Source organism: Rhizomicrobium sp., from assembly GCA_037200385.1.
In the GTDB taxonomy this organism is placed as follows: domain Bacteria; phylum Pseudomonadota; class Alphaproteobacteria; order Micropepsales; family Micropepsaceae; genus Rhizomicrobium.
Genome location: JBBCGL010000001.1, coordinates 4,223,417 through 4,240,395, shown reverse-complemented (window position 1 = coordinate 4,240,395; position 16,979 = coordinate 4,223,417). Strand labels below are relative to the sequence as shown.

General features: G+C 64.8%; 16 protein-coding genes. 11 read left to right on the top strand and 5 right to left on the bottom strand.

Annotated elements, in window-relative coordinates:
• Positions 1-2: 2 nt before the first annotated feature.
• The 3 genes from WDM91_20360 to WDM91_20350 form a co-directional block, all read right to left on the bottom strand.
• The gene (locus WDM91_20360) at positions 3-371 is read right to left on the bottom strand and encodes a 6-carboxytetrahydropterin synthase (protein ID MEI9996959.1); all 369 of its coding nucleotides are present in this window, start codon (positions 369-371) and stop codon (positions 3-5) included.
• Between the two features lie 136 nt (positions 372-507).
• The gene (locus tag WDM91_20355; protein MEI9996958.1) at positions 508-1,482 is read right to left on the bottom strand and encodes an aldo/keto reductase; all 975 of its coding nucleotides are present in this window, start codon (positions 1,480-1,482) and stop codon (positions 508-510) included.
• A 12-nt stretch (positions 1,483-1,494) separates the two neighbouring features.
• The gene (locus WDM91_20350; protein MEI9996957.1) at positions 1,495-2,556 is read right to left on the bottom strand and encodes an NAD(P)-dependent alcohol dehydrogenase; all 1,062 of its coding nucleotides are present in this window, start codon (positions 2,554-2,556) and stop codon (positions 1,495-1,497) included.
• Positions 2,557-2,656: 100 nt separating this feature from the next.
• Here WDM91_20350 and WDM91_20345 point away from each other — a divergent pair, with 100 nt between their 5' ends.
• From WDM91_20345 to WDM91_20320, 6 genes are all read left to right on the top strand, one after another.
• Entirely contained in the window at positions 2,657-3,556 is a 900-nt protein-coding gene (locus WDM91_20345; GenBank protein ID MEI9996956.1) for a LysR family transcriptional regulator, read from the top strand.
• Positions 3,557-3,579: 23 nt separating this feature from the next.
• Positions 3,580-4,494, top strand: coding sequence for a LysR family transcriptional regulator (locus WDM91_20340; protein ID MEI9996955.1), 915 nt, complete (start codon positions 3,580-3,582; stop codon positions 4,492-4,494).
• A 213-nt stretch (positions 4,495-4,707) separates the two neighbouring features.
• Positions 4,708-5,907: an NAD-dependent formate dehydrogenase gene (locus tag WDM91_20335; protein ID MEI9996954.1), complete on the top strand. Its 1,200-nt coding sequence runs from the start codon at positions 4,708-4,710 to the stop codon at positions 5,905-5,907.
• 56 nt (positions 5,908-5,963) lie between these two features.
• Positions 5,964-6,473: an HPP family protein gene (locus WDM91_20330; GenBank protein MEI9996953.1), complete on the top strand. Its 510-nt coding sequence runs from the start codon at positions 5,964-5,966 to the stop codon at positions 6,471-6,473.
• Between the two features lie 19 nt (positions 6,474-6,492).
• Positions 6,493-8,121, top strand: coding sequence for an OFA family MFS transporter (locus WDM91_20325; protein ID MEI9996952.1), 1,629 nt, complete (start codon positions 6,493-6,495; stop codon positions 8,119-8,121).
• A 128-nt stretch (positions 8,122-8,249) separates the two neighbouring features.
• Positions 8,250-9,971 carry a cytochrome c biogenesis protein DipZ gene (locus WDM91_20320; protein ID MEI9996951.1) on the top strand — a complete coding sequence of 574 codons (1,722 nt, stop codon included), beginning with the start codon at positions 8,250-8,252 and terminating at the stop codon, positions 9,969-9,971.
• Positions 9,972-10,018: 47 nt separating this feature from the next.
• Here WDM91_20320 and WDM91_20315 read toward each other — a convergent pair whose 3' ends face one another.
• The gene (locus WDM91_20315) at positions 10,019-11,107 is read right to left on the bottom strand and encodes a ribonucleotide-diphosphate reductase subunit beta (protein MEI9996950.1); all 1,089 of its coding nucleotides are present in this window, start codon (positions 11,105-11,107) and stop codon (positions 10,019-10,021) included.
• Between the two features lie 542 nt (positions 11,108-11,649).
• Between WDM91_20315 and WDM91_20310 the strand changes: the two genes are divergently transcribed.
• Complete coding sequence (locus WDM91_20310; protein MEI9996949.1) at positions 11,650-13,548, top strand: asparagine synthase-related protein; 1,899 nt, start codon at positions 11,650-11,652, stop codon at positions 13,546-13,548.
• 71 nt (positions 13,549-13,619) lie between these two features.
• Here the strand turns inward: WDM91_20310 and WDM91_20305 are convergent, their stop codons facing one another.
• Positions 13,620-13,790: a hypothetical protein gene (locus WDM91_20305; GenBank protein ID MEI9996948.1), complete on the bottom strand. Its 171-nt coding sequence runs from the start codon at positions 13,788-13,790 to the stop codon at positions 13,620-13,622.
• Positions 13,791-14,470: 680 nt separating this feature from the next.
• Here WDM91_20305 and WDM91_20300 point away from each other — a divergent pair.
• Genes WDM91_20300 through WDM91_20285 form a run of 4 tightly spaced genes read left to right on the top strand, consistent with a single transcriptional unit; the run spans position 14,471 to position 16,957 of the window.
• The gene (locus WDM91_20300; protein MEI9996947.1) at positions 14,471-14,758 is read left to right on the top strand and encodes a PqqD family protein; all 288 of its coding nucleotides are present in this window, start codon (positions 14,471-14,473) and stop codon (positions 14,756-14,758) included.
• A complete protein-coding gene (locus WDM91_20295) occupies positions 14,742-15,167 on the top strand; it encodes a lasso peptide biosynthesis B2 protein (GenBank protein MEI9996946.1) in 426 nt (141 codons plus the stop codon). The genes WDM91_20300 and WDM91_20295 overlap by 17 nt, the downstream gene beginning before the upstream one ends.
• A gap of 6 nt (positions 15,168-15,173) precedes the next feature.
• Complete coding sequence (locus tag WDM91_20290) at positions 15,174-16,076, top strand: hypothetical protein (protein ID MEI9996945.1); 903 nt, start codon at positions 15,174-15,176, stop codon at positions 16,074-16,076.
• Entirely contained in the window at positions 16,073-16,957 is an 885-nt protein-coding gene (locus WDM91_20285) for a sulfotransferase domain-containing protein (GenBank protein ID MEI9996944.1), read from the top strand. Before WDM91_20290 ends, WDM91_20285 begins: the two co-directional genes overlap by 4 nt.
• Positions 16,958-16,979 lie beyond the last annotated feature (22 nt).

The window sequence follows — 16,979 nt, the reverse complement described above, 5'->3', positions numbered from 1 at the left end:
ACTCACGCGTCGGCGGCCTGCCCCTCATAGGCACAACGCTCGCCGCAACTCTCGCGAAGAACCGTGACGCGCACAAGGCCCGGAACGGCAAGCTGGTCCCAAATCCAGCGCGCGATGTTCTCCATCGTGGCCGGGCCCATATCCGCGACATCATCAAGGAATTGGTGATCCAGCCTGGCGCGCACCTTGCCCAAAAGTTGCTCAAGCGCGCCGACATCCATGATCATGCCGGTGTCGCGATCGGGCTTTCCCCTTATGGTGACCTCGGCTTTGTACGAATGCCCGTGAATGCGCTGGCTGGCTTCACGATCGATCTCGCGGCGAAGGGTGTGCGCCGCCTCGAAACCGAAGGATTTTGTCAGTTCCCACATGATGGGCAGGACTCCGCAAGACAGATCGGGCCGCCTATGGACCGACGACGCAATCTAGCATCCGGCACGCACCGGTCGTTTGCAAATTTGTCACGCGTCAAACGCGGCGCATCGTCAAAAAAAACGCCGGCGCGGCTCAGCGGTCGACCATCGCCATGCCGCGCTCGGTATAGCGGGGACCGGAAACCGCAACGCTCTCCAGCTTCGCGACATCGTCGGCCGACAGGGCGAGCGACGCCGCGCCCAGATTCTCTTCCAGATATTTCCGCCGCTTGGTTCCGGGAATGGGCACAATGTGCGGTCCACGCTGCAGGAGCCATGCGAGCGCGACCTGTGATGGCTTCGCGCCATGTTTGGCCGCCACGTCAAGCACCAGATCGGCGATGCGCAGATTGGCGTCGAAATGCGGGCCTTGGAGCCGCGGATCGTTCTGCGCGCGGAAATCGCCGGGCGCGAAATCCTCCGCCCGCTTCGTTTCACCCGTCAGGAAACCACGGCCGAGCGGACTGAACGGCACAAGACCGATGCCGAGCTCATCGAGCACCGGAATGATATGGTCCTCAAGGTTGCGCTCCCAGATCGAATACTCGCTTTGCAGAGCGGCGACCGGTAGTACCGCATGGGCGCGGCGGATCGTCTTCTCGCCGGCTTCGGAGAGACCGAAGTGGAGGACCTTCCCCTCCGCGACCAGCGCCTTCACGGCGCCCGCGACATCCTCGATCGGCACGTTCGGATCGACGCGGTGCTGATAGAGAAGATCGATGCGGTCGGTCTGCAGCCGCTTCAGGGATGCCTCCACCACCTCGCGGATATGCGCCGGCCGGCTGTCGGTGCCTTGCGGCAGGCCCGCGCCGCCGATGGTGAAGCCGAATTTGGTGGCGAGCGTCACCTGATTGCGCCGGCCCTTCAGCGCGCGGCCGAGCAACTCCTCATTGGTGAACGGCCCATAGACTTCGGCGGTGTCGAGGAAGGTGCAGCCGAGCTCGATGGCACGATGGATGGTTGCAACGGACTCCGCATCATCCGGCGTGCCGTAGGCGTGGCTCATCCCCATGCAGCCGAGGCCAAGGGCGGAGACTTCGAGTTTTCCCAGTGTACGTTTGGGCAGCATGATGATTCTCCCTCAGGCCGCGTCGCGCAGCGACGCCATGTCGATGACGAAGCGATACTTTACGTCGTTCTTCAGCAGACGTTCATAGGCTTGGTTCACGGACTGGATCGGGATCATCTCGATATCGCTGACGATGCCGTGCTCGGCGCAGAAATCGATCATCTCCTGCGTCTCCTTCATCCCGCCGATGGCAGAGCCCGTGACGCTCTTGCGCCCCGCGATCAGGCCAACGCCTTTGAGTGCCGGCTCCAGCTCGGTCAGCACGCCGACCAGCGCCATGGTGCGGTCGCGCTTGAGCAGATCGATATACGGATTGAGGTCGTGGCCGACTGGAATGGTGTTGAGCAGGAAGTCGAAGCTCGCCTTGTGCGCCGCCATCGCCGCCGCATCGCGCGAGATCAGAACCTCGTCGGCGCCGAGACGCTTGGCGTCCTTGCCCTTCTCCGGCGAGGTCGTGATCATCACGACATGGGCACCCAGCGCCTTGGCGAATTTCACGCCCATATGGCCGAGGCCACCAAGCCCGATCACGCCGACCTTCTGGCCGGAACCGATGTTCCAGTGGCGCAGCGGCGACCAGGTGGTGATCCCGGCGCACAGCAGCGGCGCCACGCCCTTCAGGTCCATATGGGCCGGAACCTTCACCACGAAACGCTCCTCGACGACGATCTGCTCGGAATAGCCGCCAAAGGTCAGTTGCTCGCTGTCGCGCTCCTTGCCGTTATAGGTCACGGTCGGGCCGCCGTTCTCGCAATATTGTTCGAGATTGTCGTTGCAGGCTGAGCAATGGCGGCAGGAATCGACCATGCAGCCGACGCCGGCGTAGTCGCCGACCTTGAGCTTTTCGACGTGCTTACCGACGGCGACGACCCGGCCCACGATCTCATGCCCCGGCACCATGGGATAAAGCGAACCGCCCCAATCGTCGCGGGCCTGGTGGAGGTCGGAGTGGCAGATGCCGGCATAGAGAATCTCGATCTGAACGTCGTGCGGCCCCGGTTCACGCCGCTGGAAGCTGAACGGAACAAGCGGGGAATGGGGATCATGCGCCGCGTAGCCGCGAACCTGGGTCATGGGATTGCCTCGGATTTGATTAGCTTGGTCGGATAATAGTTAGAATTGTGCGCTGCAACAACGTTGAGTTCTGGCACGAGTTGTTGAATATAACTCAACAATGACCGCTGCACCGACGCTTGCCCACCTCACGGCTTTCGCGGCCGTCGCGCGCACGAGCAGCTTTCAGCGCGCCGGCGCCGAGACCGGCATGTCCACGTCCGCTGTGAGCCACGCGATCCGCGGGCTGGAGGAGCGTCTGGGGGTCAGCCTGTTCAACCGCACCACGCGCAGCGTCGCGCTGACGGAGGCCGGTCAGCGCCTTCTCGAACGGCTGGTTCCGGCGCTGCGCGATGTCGGCGACGCGCTGGAAGAGATGAACAGTTTCCGAGACACGCCGACCGGCACGCTCCGGATCAACGCCTCGCGCGCCGCGGCGCATCTCCTGCTGGCGCCCCTCATCCCGCAATTCCTCGCGGCCTATCCGGAGATTCATCTGGAGATCGTCAACGACGACGGCCTGGTCGATATCGTGGGGCGCGGCTTCGACGCCGGCATCCGCTTCGAAGAGCAGGTGCCGGAGGACATGGTGGCCGTACATATCGGCGCGCCGCTGCGCCTGGTCGTGGTCGGGACGCCGGATTATTTTACGCGGCATCCTGTGCCGACGCATCCTGACGACCTCCTGGCGCATGATTGCATCCGCTATCGTTTTGCCAGCGGGCGGCTTTATCGTTGGGAATTCGAGAAGGGCAACGTCAAGATCGAGATGGCCGTGCAGGGCCGCGTCGCGCTCGGCGATCAGGACCTGATGGTGGGCGTGGCGTTGAGCGGCCACTGCCTCGCCTTCGTGTTCGAGGATGTCGTGCAGGAGGCGATTGCCGACGGCCGCCTCGTCCGGGTGCTTGAAGACTGGTGCCCGCGGTTTCCCGGATTTACGCTGTACTATCCGCGGCAGCGGCGCGTGTCGTCCGCCCTGCGCGCCTTCATCGACATGGCCAAGGCCGCCCGCCCGGCGTGAAAACCCTGCTATAACCGGTGGGCATGCTTGTCCGCCATCTCGCCTATTTCGTGACCCTGGCGCGGGAGCGCCATTTCGCGCGCGCCGCCGAAGCCAGCAATGTGGCGCAGCCGACGCTGTCGGCGGCGATCCGCAAGCTGGAAGAGGATCTCGAGGCCCGCCTCGTGATCCGCAATCATCACTTCGTGGGGCTCACACCCGAGGGCGAACGGGTGCTTGCCTGGGGCCGGCAGATCCTCACCGACTACAACAGCCTGCGCGAAGATCTGTCGCGCCTGCGCAAGGGCATGGTCGGCACGCTCCGCCTCGGCGTCATTCCGGCTGCCATGCCCTCGGTGTCGTTCGTCACGGCAAAATTCTGCAAGGACCATCCGGCGGCGGACGTCGAAATCCAGTCGCTGAACTCGCGCACCATCCAGCGCGGCCTCGACACGTTCGAACTCGATGGCGGCATCACCTATCTGGAGAACGAGCCGCTGGAGAATGTGCGCCGCATTCCGCTCTATCGCGAGCACTATGTGTTCGTGACGCGGCGCGAGCATCCCCTGGCGTCGCGCCGCACCGTGACATGGACCGAGGCGGCCGCCGAGAAGCTCTGCCTCTTGAGCGAGGACATGCAGAACCGGCGCATCATCACAAATCTGCTCGCCTCCATCGGTGTCGCGATATCCCCACCGATCGTGAGCAATTCCTTCCTGGGGATCTACTCGCACCTGCAGCATGGCGAATGGTCGAGCATCGTGCCCCACACCTTCTCCTACATGTTCGGCGGCATGCGCGATCTGGTGGCCGTCGATCTGATCGAGCCGGTGCATACGCAATCCATCGGGCTGGTGCTCTCCAACCGCGAACCGCCGTCGCCGATGTCGAATGCGCTGCTCGCCTCGGTGCTGGAGGGCGATCTCGGCTTCACCTTCTCGCAACCGCGAGACGCTTGATCGGATTCGCCTATCAGTTGTTCCAAAGCTTTCATTGGATACCGCAGCGCAAGCGGGACCAGTATCGCGCCGTCCGATGCGAGACGAAGGCGCGACAAGCGCACGCTTCCGTCGGACGAGGAAACGGTCCGGTGCGCGACATTTCGATGACAATTCCCACGGCCGCCATGGACGTTCCTCTCCCGCAAAATTCGAAGCGTGAGGATTATCCAAATGGCAAAGGTGGTTTGCGTTCTCTATGACGATCCGGTCGACGGCTATCCCAAATCCTATGCGCGGGACGGCCTGCCGAAGATAGACGGCTATCCCGGCGGCCAGACACTGCCGACGCCCGAGGCGATCGACTTCAAGCCTGGCACGCTGCTCGGCAGCGTGTCGGGCGAGCTGGGCCTGCGCAAATTTTTGGAATCGCATGGCCACAAGTTTGTCGTCACCTCCGACAAGGACGGCCCCGATTCGGTGTTCGAGCGCGAGCTCGTCGACGCCGATGTCGTGATCTCTCAGCCCTTCTGGCCGGCCTACCTTACCGCCGAACGCATCGCCAAGGCGAAGAACCTGAAGCTTGCGATCACCGCCGGCATCGGCTCCGACCATGTCGACCTCAAGGCCGCGAGCGATCTCGGCATCTCCGTCGTCGAGGTGACGTATTGCAACTCGATCAGCGTTTCCGAGCATGTGGTGATGATGATCCTGGGGCTGGTGCGCAACTACATCCCTTCCTATCAGTGGGTGGTGAAGGGCGGCTGGAACATCGCCGACTGCGTGGCGCGCTCCTATGACGTCGAAGGCATGCATGTCGGCACCGTGGCCGCGGGCCGCATCGGTCTGGCCGTGCTGAAGCGGCTCAAGCCCTTCGACATGCATCTGCATTATTATGATCGCCATCGCTTGCCCGAAGCGGTCGAGAGGGAGCTGAACCTCACCTGGCATCCCAACGTCGAGGATATGGTGAAGGTGTGCGACGTCGTCACCATCAACGCGCCACTGCATCCCGAGACCGAGGGGCTGTTCAACGACAAGCTGCTATCGAAGATGAAGCGCGGCGCCTATCTGGTGAACACGGCGCGCGGCAAGATCTGCGACCGCGACGCGATCGTGCGCGCGCTGGAGAGCGGCCAGCTTGCCGGCTATGCGGGCGACGTCTGGTTCCCGCAGCCGGCGCCGAAGGATCATCCGTGGCGGACGATGCCGCATCACGGCATGACGCCGCATATCTCCGGCACCTCGCTCTCGGCGCAGGCCCGCTATGCGGCGGGCACGCGTGAGATCCTGGAATGCTTCTTCGAAGGTCGGCCGATCCGCGACGAATATCTGATCGTGCAGGGCGGCAAGCTCGCCGGCACCGGGGCGCACTCCTACAGCGAGGGCGACGCGACCAAGGGCTCGGAAGAAGCCGCCAAGTTCAAAAGATAACGACACAGGGGAAGGGCCGGCGCGTGCCGGCCCTTCGCAGTCTGGAAACACCGGGAATGTCCATACAGGACGATGCTTCAGAACTGGGGCCCGAGCCACTGCCGTCGCTTGCGCGCAAGCTCGGCTTCGCGGCGGTCTCCGGTCTCGGCGGGTTCATTGTCGTCTTCCTGCTGGCGCAGGCGACCGCAAGCCTGCACACCGTGCTGCTGATCGCGCCGTTCGGCGCGAGCTGCGTGCTGGTGTTCGCGCTGCCGCACAGTCCGTTGGCGCAGCCGCGCAATGTGATTGGCGGGCATCTGGTTTCCGCGACGGTCGGTGTTTGCGTTTGCGCATTGTTCGGAGCCGTGCCGTGGAGCTTCGGACTCGCGGTCGGTCTTGCCATCGCGCTCATGGAGTTGACCGGCACGCTGCATCCGCCGGCCGGCGCCGATCCCATCGTCGTGATCCTGGCGAAGGCGGGATGGATGTTCCTGCTCTCGCCGGTGCTCGCGGGCGCCGTTCTGATCGTGGCGACGGCCTTCGCCTATCATCGCGTCTTTTCGCAACGCCCTTATCCAATCCAATAAGATCGGGAGGACCGCTCTCATGGCCAGCACAACCATTTCCGGCACCGGAGGTTCGAACCTTCTCGCGCGCGAGCGCACCATCGCAGGTCCGGCCTTCAATCGCTGGCTGGTGCCGCCGGCGGCCCTCGCCATCCATCTGTGCATCGGCATGGCTTACGGCTTCAGCGTGTTCTGGCTGCCGATGAGCAAGATGCTGCCGGGCGCCGCGATCTGTTCGGGCGGCTTCCTGGCCGAACTGACCGCAACCAATTGCAACTGGTCGGTCGCTGACGTCACCCACATCTTCGAGACCTTTATCGCCATGCTCGGCATCTCCGCGGCGATCTGGGGCGGCTGGCTGGAGCGCGCCGGGCCGCGCCGGGCCGGCCTCTACGCCGCGCTGTGCTGGGGCGGCGGGCTGATCCTGGGCGGCTATGGCGTGATGATCCACCAGCTCTGGCTGGTCTATCTCGGCTGCGGCTTCATCGGCGGCATCGGACAGGGGCTGGGCTATATCACGCCGGTCTCGACCCTGATCAAGTGGTTTCCCGATCGCCGCGGCATGGCGACGGGCTTCGCCATCATGGGCTATGGCGGCGGCGCGATGATCGGCTCGCCGCTCGCGGTCTGGCTGATGGCACGCTTCGCGGCCGACGGCACGGCCGGCGTGTCGACCACGCTGATGGCGCTGGGCGCGATCTATTTCGTCGCCATGGCGCTCGGCGCCTTCGGCTTCCGTGTCGCGCCGGTCGGTTGGAAGCCCGCCGGCTGGACCGTGCCGGCGGCCTCGAGCGGCGGCATGATCACCGGCCGCCACGTCCATCTGGACACGGCCTGGAAGACGCCGCAGTTCTGGCTGATATGGGGCGTCTTGTGCATGAACGTCACGGCCGGAATCGCGGTGATCTCCATGGCAAGCCCGATGCTGCAGGAGGTGTTCGGCGGCCGGCTCGTCGGCCTCGACGTGCATGCCGCGCTCAGCACGGCGCAGAAGGCGGCCATCGTCGCCGCGGCGGCGGGCCTCGTCGGCCTGATCAGTCTCTTCAACAGCCTCGGCCGCATCTTCTGGGCTTCGCTGTCGGACTATCTCGGACGCAAGAACACCTATTTCGTGTTCTTCCTTCTCGGCATCGCCCTTTACGGCCTCCTGCCCACCTGGGGCCATATGGGCCTGGCGGCGGCGTTCGTCGCCTCGGTCTGCATTATCATCACCATGTATGGCGGCGGCTTCGCGACTCTTCCGGCTTATCTCGCCGACATCTTCGGCACACAGATGGTGGGCGCGATCCACGGCCGGCTCATCACCGCGTGGTCGGTGGCGGGCGTGGCGGGACCGGCCCTGATCGCCGGCCTGCGCGACACCCAGCTCGCGCATGGCGTGCCGAAGGCCCTCGTCTATGACGGAACGCTCTACATCATGGCGGGACTTCTGTTCGTCGGCCTGCTCTGCAATCTGTTCGTGCGGCCGGTCAACGAGAAGCACTACATGAGCGAAGAGCAATTGGCACGCGAGCGCGCGCTGCAGCATGAGGACCGTTCGACGGCCGATGCCGCGAGCGCGGCGCGCGGCGGATTCGGCGGGCTCGGCATTCTGGCGTGGCTGGCAGTCGGCGTTCCATTCCTGATCGGACTTTACATCGCTCTCACCAAGGCGGCGGCGTTGTTCTGAGTCCGCACAACGCCCGATGATTGTGTGATATAGATCGCGCATGACGCCATTCGGGATGTGGATTCCGCTTTCACATGGCGAACAGGCGTCGCGCCGGCGCGACGCCGCCTGCGAGGGGGAGGCCGGCCTTGATTCTTGTCCTGTTGTCCTATCTCGGCGGCGTCCTCACGATCGTCAGCCCGTGCATCCTCCCGGTCTTGCCGTTCGTCTTCGCGCGCGCCGATCAGCCCTTTGTGCGTTCGGGATTGCCTTTGCTGCTGGGAATGGCGTTGACCTTTGCCGCCATCGCAACGCTTGCCACGCTGGGCGGCAGCTGGGCCGTCCATGCGAACCAGTATGGCCGGATCGCCGCGCTGATCCTGCTCGCTTTTTTCGGGCTTACGCTGCTGTCGGATTCGCTCGCCGAGCGGCTGACGCGCCCGCTCGTGGCGCTCGGCGACCGGCTCAGCCAGGGGACCGGCGATAAGACCGGCAGCATCGGCGGCTCGCTCCTGCTGGGCGTCGCCACCGGCCTGCTCTGGGCGCCATGCGCCGGACCCATCCTCGGCCTGATCCTGACCGGCGCCGCGATCCGGGGGGCGAGCGCCAGCACGACGCTTCTGCTCTTCGCCTATGCGGCGGGTGCCGCGACATCCCTCGCCGCCGCACTGCTGGTCGGCGGCCGCGTATTCGCATTCATGAAGAGGTCGCTGGGCGCCGGCGCGTGGATCAGGCGCGGCCTGGGCGTCGCGGTGCTGCTCGGCGTGGTCGCGATCGCCTTCGGGCTGGACACCGGGCTCCTCGCGCGCCTGTCGCTCGCCCAAACCGCAGGCCTCGAACAGGCGCTCGTGGACAAGGCCTTGCCAACCCGCACCACAAAGACCGATGCCGTAGCCGGCAGCGACCTGCCAAGCGAAGGCGCGTTTCCATCGCTCGGCGGCGCCACGGCCTGGCTCAATTCGCCGCCGCTCACGCCGGCACAATTGCGCGGCAAGGTCGTGCTGGTGGATTTCTGGACCTATTCCTGCATCAATTGCCTGCGCGCGCTGCCCTACATCCGGGCCTGGGCGGCGAAGTACAAGGATCACGGCCTGGTCGTGATCGGCGTGCATGCGCCGGAGTTCGCGTTCGAGAAGGACCTCGACAATGTCCGCAACGCCGTCCGCGCGCTCGGCGTGACCTATCCGGTGGCCTTGGACGACGACCTGAAGATCTGGCAGGCGTTCAACAACGAGTACTGGCCGGCGCATTATTTCATCGATGCGCAAGGCCGCATCCGGCACCATCATTTCGGCGAAGGCGAATACGACGACTCCGAAAGAGTCATCCAGAAGCTTCTGACGGAAGCCGGCTATCGCAACGTGCCGGCCGGAATCGTCAACCCCCGGGCCGCCGGCGCGCTGGCCGCCGCGGACAATGCCGACATGCAGTCGCCGGAAACCTATATCGGTTATGCGCGGGCGGAGAATTTCGCCTCGGTCTCGCCGGTATTCGATGCGCCGCAGGCGTACGCCGTGCCGGCCACGCTCCGGCTCAACCAATGGGGCTTGGCCGGGACCTGGACCATCGCCGGCGAACATGCCGCGCTCGACCGCGCGCCGGGCAAGATCGTCTTTCGCTTCCACGCCCGCGACCTGCATCTCGTGCTGGGTCCTGGACCGGACGGCAAGCCGGTGCGGTTCCGGGTGACGGTGGACGGCGCGCCGCCCGGGGCGGCCCATGGCGCGGACACGGACGATAAGGGATTCGGCACGATCGCCGGTCAGCGTCTCTATCAACTGGTCCGGCAGAACGGCCCCGTCACCGACCGGACCTTCGCGATCGAGTTCCTCGATCCCGGCGTGCAGGCGTTCGCGTTCACCTTCGGCTGATCGGACGGCGGCAGAACGCGGCATAAAGCGAACCTGCCGCTCCCGCGCTAGGCCGCCTTGCCGCGCTTCTCGAACAGCGACCACACGCCGTTCTCGCCGTCCCAGCTGCCGCGGCTGGCGCCTTTGGAATATTCGGTGGCGCGCTGCTCGAAGAAGTTGGCGTGCTCCACGCCATTGAGGATTTCCACCAGCCAAGGCAGCGGATGCGCTTGCAGCGCGCGATAGCCGCCATCGGTCTCCTCGAAATTGCCGAACACCGGCGTTAGCTTGAGCTGCGTCAGCCGCCAATCGGCGATGTAGCGAACATAGAATTTGATGTCGTCCGCACTCATCCCCTCGATGCCGCCGATCCCGAAGGCGAGATCGACGAAACCCTCCTCCAGCTTCACCATCGTCTTGGCGACGTCGATGATGTCGTCGCGGACGCCGAGCGTGACCGCGCCGGTCTCGGCGTTCCAGGCGTGGAAGAGCTTGATGATGCCTTCGCAGTGCAGGCTCTCGTCGCGCACCGACCAGCTCACGATCTGGCCCATGCCGTTCATCTTGTTGTGGCGCGGGAAGTTGAGCAGCATCGCGAAGCTCGCGAACAGCGACATGCCCTCGGTGAAGGCACCGAACATCGCCAGCGTCCGCGCCACGTCGGCACAGGTGCCGACGCCGAAGGTGTGCATGTAGTCCGCCTTGGCGCGCAGTTCCGCATAGTCGCGGAAAGCCTCGAACTCGGCCTTCGGCATCCCCAGCGTCTTCAAGAGCAGCGCGTAGGCGTCGATGTGGACGGTCTCCATGTTGGTGAAGGCCGCCATCATCATCTGCACTTCCAGCGGCTGGAAGATCGGGATGTAGCGCTTGAGGTAGTTGTCGCCGACCTCGACGTCCGACTGGGTGAAGAAGCGGAAGATCTGGGTCAGCAGGGCCCGCTCGGCCGGGGTGACGCGGTCCGATGACCAGTCCTTGATGTCGTTGCCCAGCGGCACTTCCTCGCCCATCCAATGGGTCTGCTGCTGGCGCTTCCAGAATTCATAGGCCCAGGGATAGCGCTCGACGTCGTAGGTACCGGTCGCGGTGAGCAGCCCGATCTTGCCGGTGCCGATCAGTGAGCGCTGTAAGTCGATCAAGTGGTTGAAAATGGTGGACAACACAGGGATTGAACCTGTGACCTTCCCCATGTCAATGGAGGGCCATTCAACGATTTCGATGGCTTACGCTGGCCATCTTGTGCACGAGCGGGCTGGAAAGGCAGTTTTTGCCCCAGTTGCGTTACACCTGCGCGCCACCAGAACGCCTGTTCTCGGGCCTCGAACCGAAGTGCATGGTTCAATCCATCGACGAAGGATAGATCGAGAGTTCTGGGAACGCTGCGACCGATCGCTTCGGCTGGCCGCGGAGGTCCGGGATGTCTTTTTCGCGCCAAGCTCGCCGCGCAGGAGCATTGCCTTTCAGCGCGACGCAAGCGGCCGCATCACGGGATATGTGAGCCGTCGCGACGAGCGCGATTTGCCGTTCTCCGAGATCTAGGACGTCGAACGCGCCAGCCGGATCATATACAGGCTCGTCGTGATTTTCCGTGCCGTCATTGGCACAAGGTTGACATGGCGGGCCTGGCGACAACCAAGACTGCGCAAGCTCGGTTGTACGCCGGAACACCTTCTGGCAGAGGCGTATATTGGAGAGACGTCATATGAGCGGCATTTGCGGGATCATCCGGCTGGACGGGCGCGACGCCGCGTCCGCTGACCTGGAGCGCCAGACCCGGCGCATGGCCCATCTTGGGCCCGACCGGATCGGCACCTCGGTCGAAGGTCCTGCGGCGCTGGCGCATCTGATGATGCGGATCACGCGTGAAGACCGACGGGATGCCCAGCCTTTGCATCACGGCGATCTCAGCCTGGTTGCCGATGTGCGGCTGGACAACCGCGAAGAACTGGCGGCGTTGCTGGCTCTCGACATCACGGACATGACCGACAGCGAACTGGTGCTGGCGGCCTGGCGCAGATGGGGCGAGGGCTGCACCGAACATCTGATCGGCGATTTCGCTTTCGCGGTGTGGGATGCACGCGCCCGCACGCTGACGCTGGTGCGCGACCATATGGGCCAGCGGCATGTCTTCTATACCCAGGGTGCCGGCTTCTTCGCCTTTGCCGCCGAGATCAAGGGCCTGTGGGCGCTGCCCGACGTGCCGCGCGAACTGAACGAACAAGGCGTGATGCGCGCCTTGTTGATGGAGGAGAAAGAGCCCGGCACCACCGACTATGACAATATCCGCGCCGTGCCCGGCGGTTCGATTCTGAAGCTCGCCGCCGACGGCACCATCGCCACGCGCCGCTATTGGCTGCCGCATGCTGGCCCCGAACATCTGGGCAAGGACGAAGCCTATTACATCGCCACCTATCGCAAGGTGCTGGCGGAAGCGGTGCAATGCCGCCTGCGCCGCGCCACCTATGCCGGTGGGCTGTTCAATGGCGGCGGCTTCGATTCCAGCGCCGTCTGCGCCCTGTCGGGCGCCGCGGTGGTGCCCAACGGGCTGAAATTCATTTCCGCCTGCTCGGTGATGCCGGAGGACTACCGCGGCACCATCCGCCATGCCCGCAAATGGGTGGAGATGTGCCGCCGCGTCATGCCGCATCTGGAGGTGCGCTACGTCACCCGCGACGGGCTCGACATCTTCAGCTTCATGGAAGAGGGCTTTCTCAGCTTCGACGGCCGCCATAGCCCCAACCGCTATGTCACCCACGCCCTGTTCCAGGAAATCAAGAACGCCGGCGGCCGCATCGTGATGGACGGGCATGGCGGCGACTATACCGTCAATCCACGCGGCCAGAATGCGCTGCTGCGCCTGCTCGCGAAGGGGCGGTTGCGCCGCTTCGTGTCGGAATTCCGCGCCACCGGCCGGCATATGCGGCTGGGGCCGCTGCGAAACTTCAAGCGCAACGTCGCCGACGGCGCCATACCGCATTGGGTGACGCGGCTGCGCACGCGCTGGCGCCACGGCCTGGCGCTGTTCGGCCCGACCTTGCCGCTGTCGCGGGCCGTGAAGGCCACTCACAACGCCAAGGCCCGCCGCGACGCCGGATACCGCTCGTCCACACCGCAAAGCGAGAGCATGGCGCGCGCCCTGTGCAGCCAGCAGAACTTTCCGGCGCAAGGCTATTCCATCGCCGGCGCCCAGCACGGGCTGGAATTCACCCAGCCTTTCCACGACAAGCGGGTGGTGGAATTCGGCCTGGCGATTCCGGAAGACCTGTACATGAAGGACGGCAAGACCCGCTGGCTGGCGCGCCAGGCGCTGAAAGACTTGTATCCGCCGGAATACCAGGACCGGTTGCCCGGCAACGACGATATGGGTCCGGATTTCCTGATCCAGGCCAAGCGGATCGAGCCGCGTGTGCTGGCGGAGATCGACCGCATGGAGCAGGCGGGATACCTGAGCCGCTATTTCGATTTCCCGCGCATGCGCGCCATGCTGACCCGGCGCACGGTGGACGACCACAACTCAGGCAGCGAGTTCGACACGCGCCAGGCGCAACTGGCCTTTATCGCGGCGCGCTATATCGAATGGTTCCGCGGCGACAACCGCTGAGGCGGTTGCGATCTCGGCGATGCCGGACGGGCTCTGCGCGTTCGCCGCCCGGCGGCAAAAGGCAGTCGGGTTTATGAGGGGGTGGCGAAGTTGGTCGTCGTTGCAAAATGGCCTTCGAAAGCCTGGCTGGATGTCTTGTTTATCGCACGCCCGGCATCCAGCGTCTCATCCGCGATGGCCGGCACGGCCCAGGAGCGCTTCGCCCCGGTGGGCCCATCCTGCACGATCTGCTTATTTGCCATGCTACGCACCCTTGCCGTTCGTTTTCATACTGTAGGATATGAAATAGCCGCCGGACCACCCCCATTGCCGCGGAATCCGCAGGCCGACAACCACCCAGGCCTGGCGGCGTAGAGCGGTTTACCGGCGCCGATAGAGCTGTTTTCGAAAGCAGCACCAATCGATCGTAACGCCTCCGCCTTGCACCCACCGACGTTGCGATAGTGGCATGGCCAGACGCTCCGCGATTGGTCGCGGCATATCTTCGGGCGGGGCTACGACTCGCGCGTGATCTGAACCGTGCTTGCGAGATGAGCGTCACCGACCACGCAACAAGAACTGGACTTGGCGATAACGGTGCGGGTCCCGGGTGTTTCGTCCATGATCGACGGGGGGGACCATGGGCGTCTGTGTGCAGCAGGCATACGCAACGAGCCCGGGATCGACGACATGAGACCATCCTCAAAAAAGATAAAGGGCAATACCACAATAATTCCCATGGCAAAAGGCGCGGCTTGGCTGCGGCCATGAGACGGTGTGGAAATGCGATACCGACAAGGGCAGTGGCAGGCTTGCGTCAACTTGGCGTTACGTTACAGGCGCGCAATCCCTTGCAGACCGTGGTGACCCGGCCCTGTTTTTTCCGGCAAAAGATTGTACCGTAAATAGAGAGGCGGGGCATAAAGGGCATAGGCCTAAGGGCATGACGGTCACACTGGATACGCCGCTGCGCCGCAGTGATGACGTTCTGTACACGCCGGTCGGCAGCGACCGCGGTGTCTTCCTGAACATGAAGGCCAACCGCTATCACAGCCTCAACGCGGTGGGCGCGCGGGCCTGGGAATTGCTGGAGACGCCGCAGACCCTGGCCCAGCTCTGCGAACGCATTACGGACGAATTCGATGTCGATGCCGCAACCTGCCAGACGGCGATGACGGAATTCGTCGGCCAGCTTATGGAGCGTGGAATTCTGCATGTCGATCCGGCGTAAGCTCGCGTCCTTCCGCCGCCTTCCCGGCCGCGACCGGATGATGGTCTGCGAGGCGGCGATGCTTCTGGGTATCGCACGGGCGGTTGTGCTGACGCGGCCCTTTCGCGCCCTGGTGCCCTGGTTGTCGCGTTCGCCCGACAGCGGCAGCGCCGACGCCCTGCTGATCCGCCGTGTGCGCCGCGCCGTCACCATCGCGGCGCGCAATGTGCCGTGGAGCGCCGTCTGCCTGCCCCAGGCGATGGCCGCCAAGGCGATGCTGGCGCGGCGCGGCCATGGCTCGGCCTTTCACCTCGGCGCGACCATCGAGAATGAAAAGGTCAGCGCCCATGCCTGGCTGACGACCGGCGCGGTCGTGGTCGTGGGCGCCAAGGGCATGCCCGGCATGTCACATATGGCGCAGTTCGGTTAGAGCAGCATGTTTCACTACAGGATCAGCGGGCTCTCCGTCGCTTCGGAGACGGAGTTGCCCGGCGCCATTCCCGCCGCGCTGGCGCTGGAGCCGGACGTGACGGTCCAGTTGACCCCATTGCCGATGGAACTGGCAGGCGCCTCCACCACAGGACCGAACTGGCAGATGGACGGCGAGGCGTTTCTGCTGCACGTGCCGCGCGTGGGCCGCTTCCTGATGTCCGCCGGCAAGTCCATCACGGTGGCGCTGGATGACGGCGCGACGCCCCGCGATGCCAGCGTGTTCGTGCTGGGCAGCGCGCTGGGCATTTTGTTGCATCAGCGCGGCGCGCTGGTGCTGCATGGCTCGGCGGTCGCGCGCGATGGCCGCGCCATCGCCATCTGCGGCCATTCCGGCGCCGGCAAGTCCACTTTGGCGGCGGCGCTGTGCCAGGCCGGATGCAGTTTCGTCACCGACGATATCTGCGTGGTGGGCTTGAACAGCGCGCGCCAACCGATCGTGCTGCCCGACGGCCGGCAGTTGAAGCTGTGGCGCCAGTCGATCGAGAAGCTGGATCTGGACGGCCGCCAGGGCGAGGCGGTGCGCGAAGACCTGGAGAAATACTTCATCGCGCCTGAGGATGTGGCGGTCGAGGCGCCGCGCCTGTCGGCGATCTACGTGCTTCGCGAAAGCCGGCCCCCGTTGACGGACGGCATCGGGGAACTCGACCTGCCCGACGCCATGCGCATGCTGGAATACGAAGCCTATCGTCCCGGCTTGCGGCGCAGGCTGGGCTCGGCGCCGCAGATGCTGGCGCAGGCGGGCGCGATGTTCGGCCATGCGCGGGTCTTCCGGCTGGTGCGGCCGCTGGACTTTGCGCGCATGGGCGAGACGGTGGACGCGCTGCTGCAACACTGGGACGGACTGTGATCGCGCCGGCGGGGATCGTGTGGCTGGCCTCCTTTCCCAAATCCGGCAACACCTGGTTCCGGATATTCCTGGCCAACCTCGCCGCCGGCGAGAACGGCCCCGCCGACATCAACATGCTGGACGAGCGCGGCGGCATTGCCAGCAGCCGCCACGAATTCGAAGCCGCCACCATGCTGGATTCGAGCCTGCTTTCGCATGACGATATCGACGGCTTGCGGCCGCGCGTCTATGAGCACATCGCGGGCGAGGCGAGGGAGCAGCGCTGGATCAAGGTGCATGACGCTTATACCGCACTGCCGGATGGCGAGCCGATGCTGGGACGCAGCGCGCGCGCTGCGATCTATCTGGTGCGCGATCCCCGCGATGTGGCGGTGTCGCTGTCGCATCACAACAACATCCCCATCGACAGCGCCATCGCCAGGATGAACGACCGGGGCAGCGCCTTCAGCCGCAAGCCCAAGGATCTGGCGCAGCAATTGCGCCAGAAGCTGCTGGGCTGGAGCGGCCATGCTGCAAGCTGGATCGACCAGATGGACGTGCCCGTGCACGTCGTGCGCTATGAGGCGCTGCGCGCCGATCCGATGGCGCATTTCAGCGCCGCGCTGGTCTTTGCGGGGCGGCCCGCCACCAACGATGCAATCGCGCGTGCCATCCGCCACGCGGATTTCTCCGAACTGCAGCGCCAGGAAAGGGAGAAAGGTTTTGCCGAACGCCAGTCGCGCAGCGCGCCGTTCTTCCGCTCCGGTCGCGTGGGCGGCTGGCAGGACGTTCTCAGCGCCGAACAGGTGGCCCGTATCGAGGGTGCGCATGCGCCGATGATGTACCGGTTGGGTTATTCGATGCCTGGAGGGCGCTCACCGTGCAAGCCGGTGGGCCTATAGCATTCATCAGCGCGGGATAGCG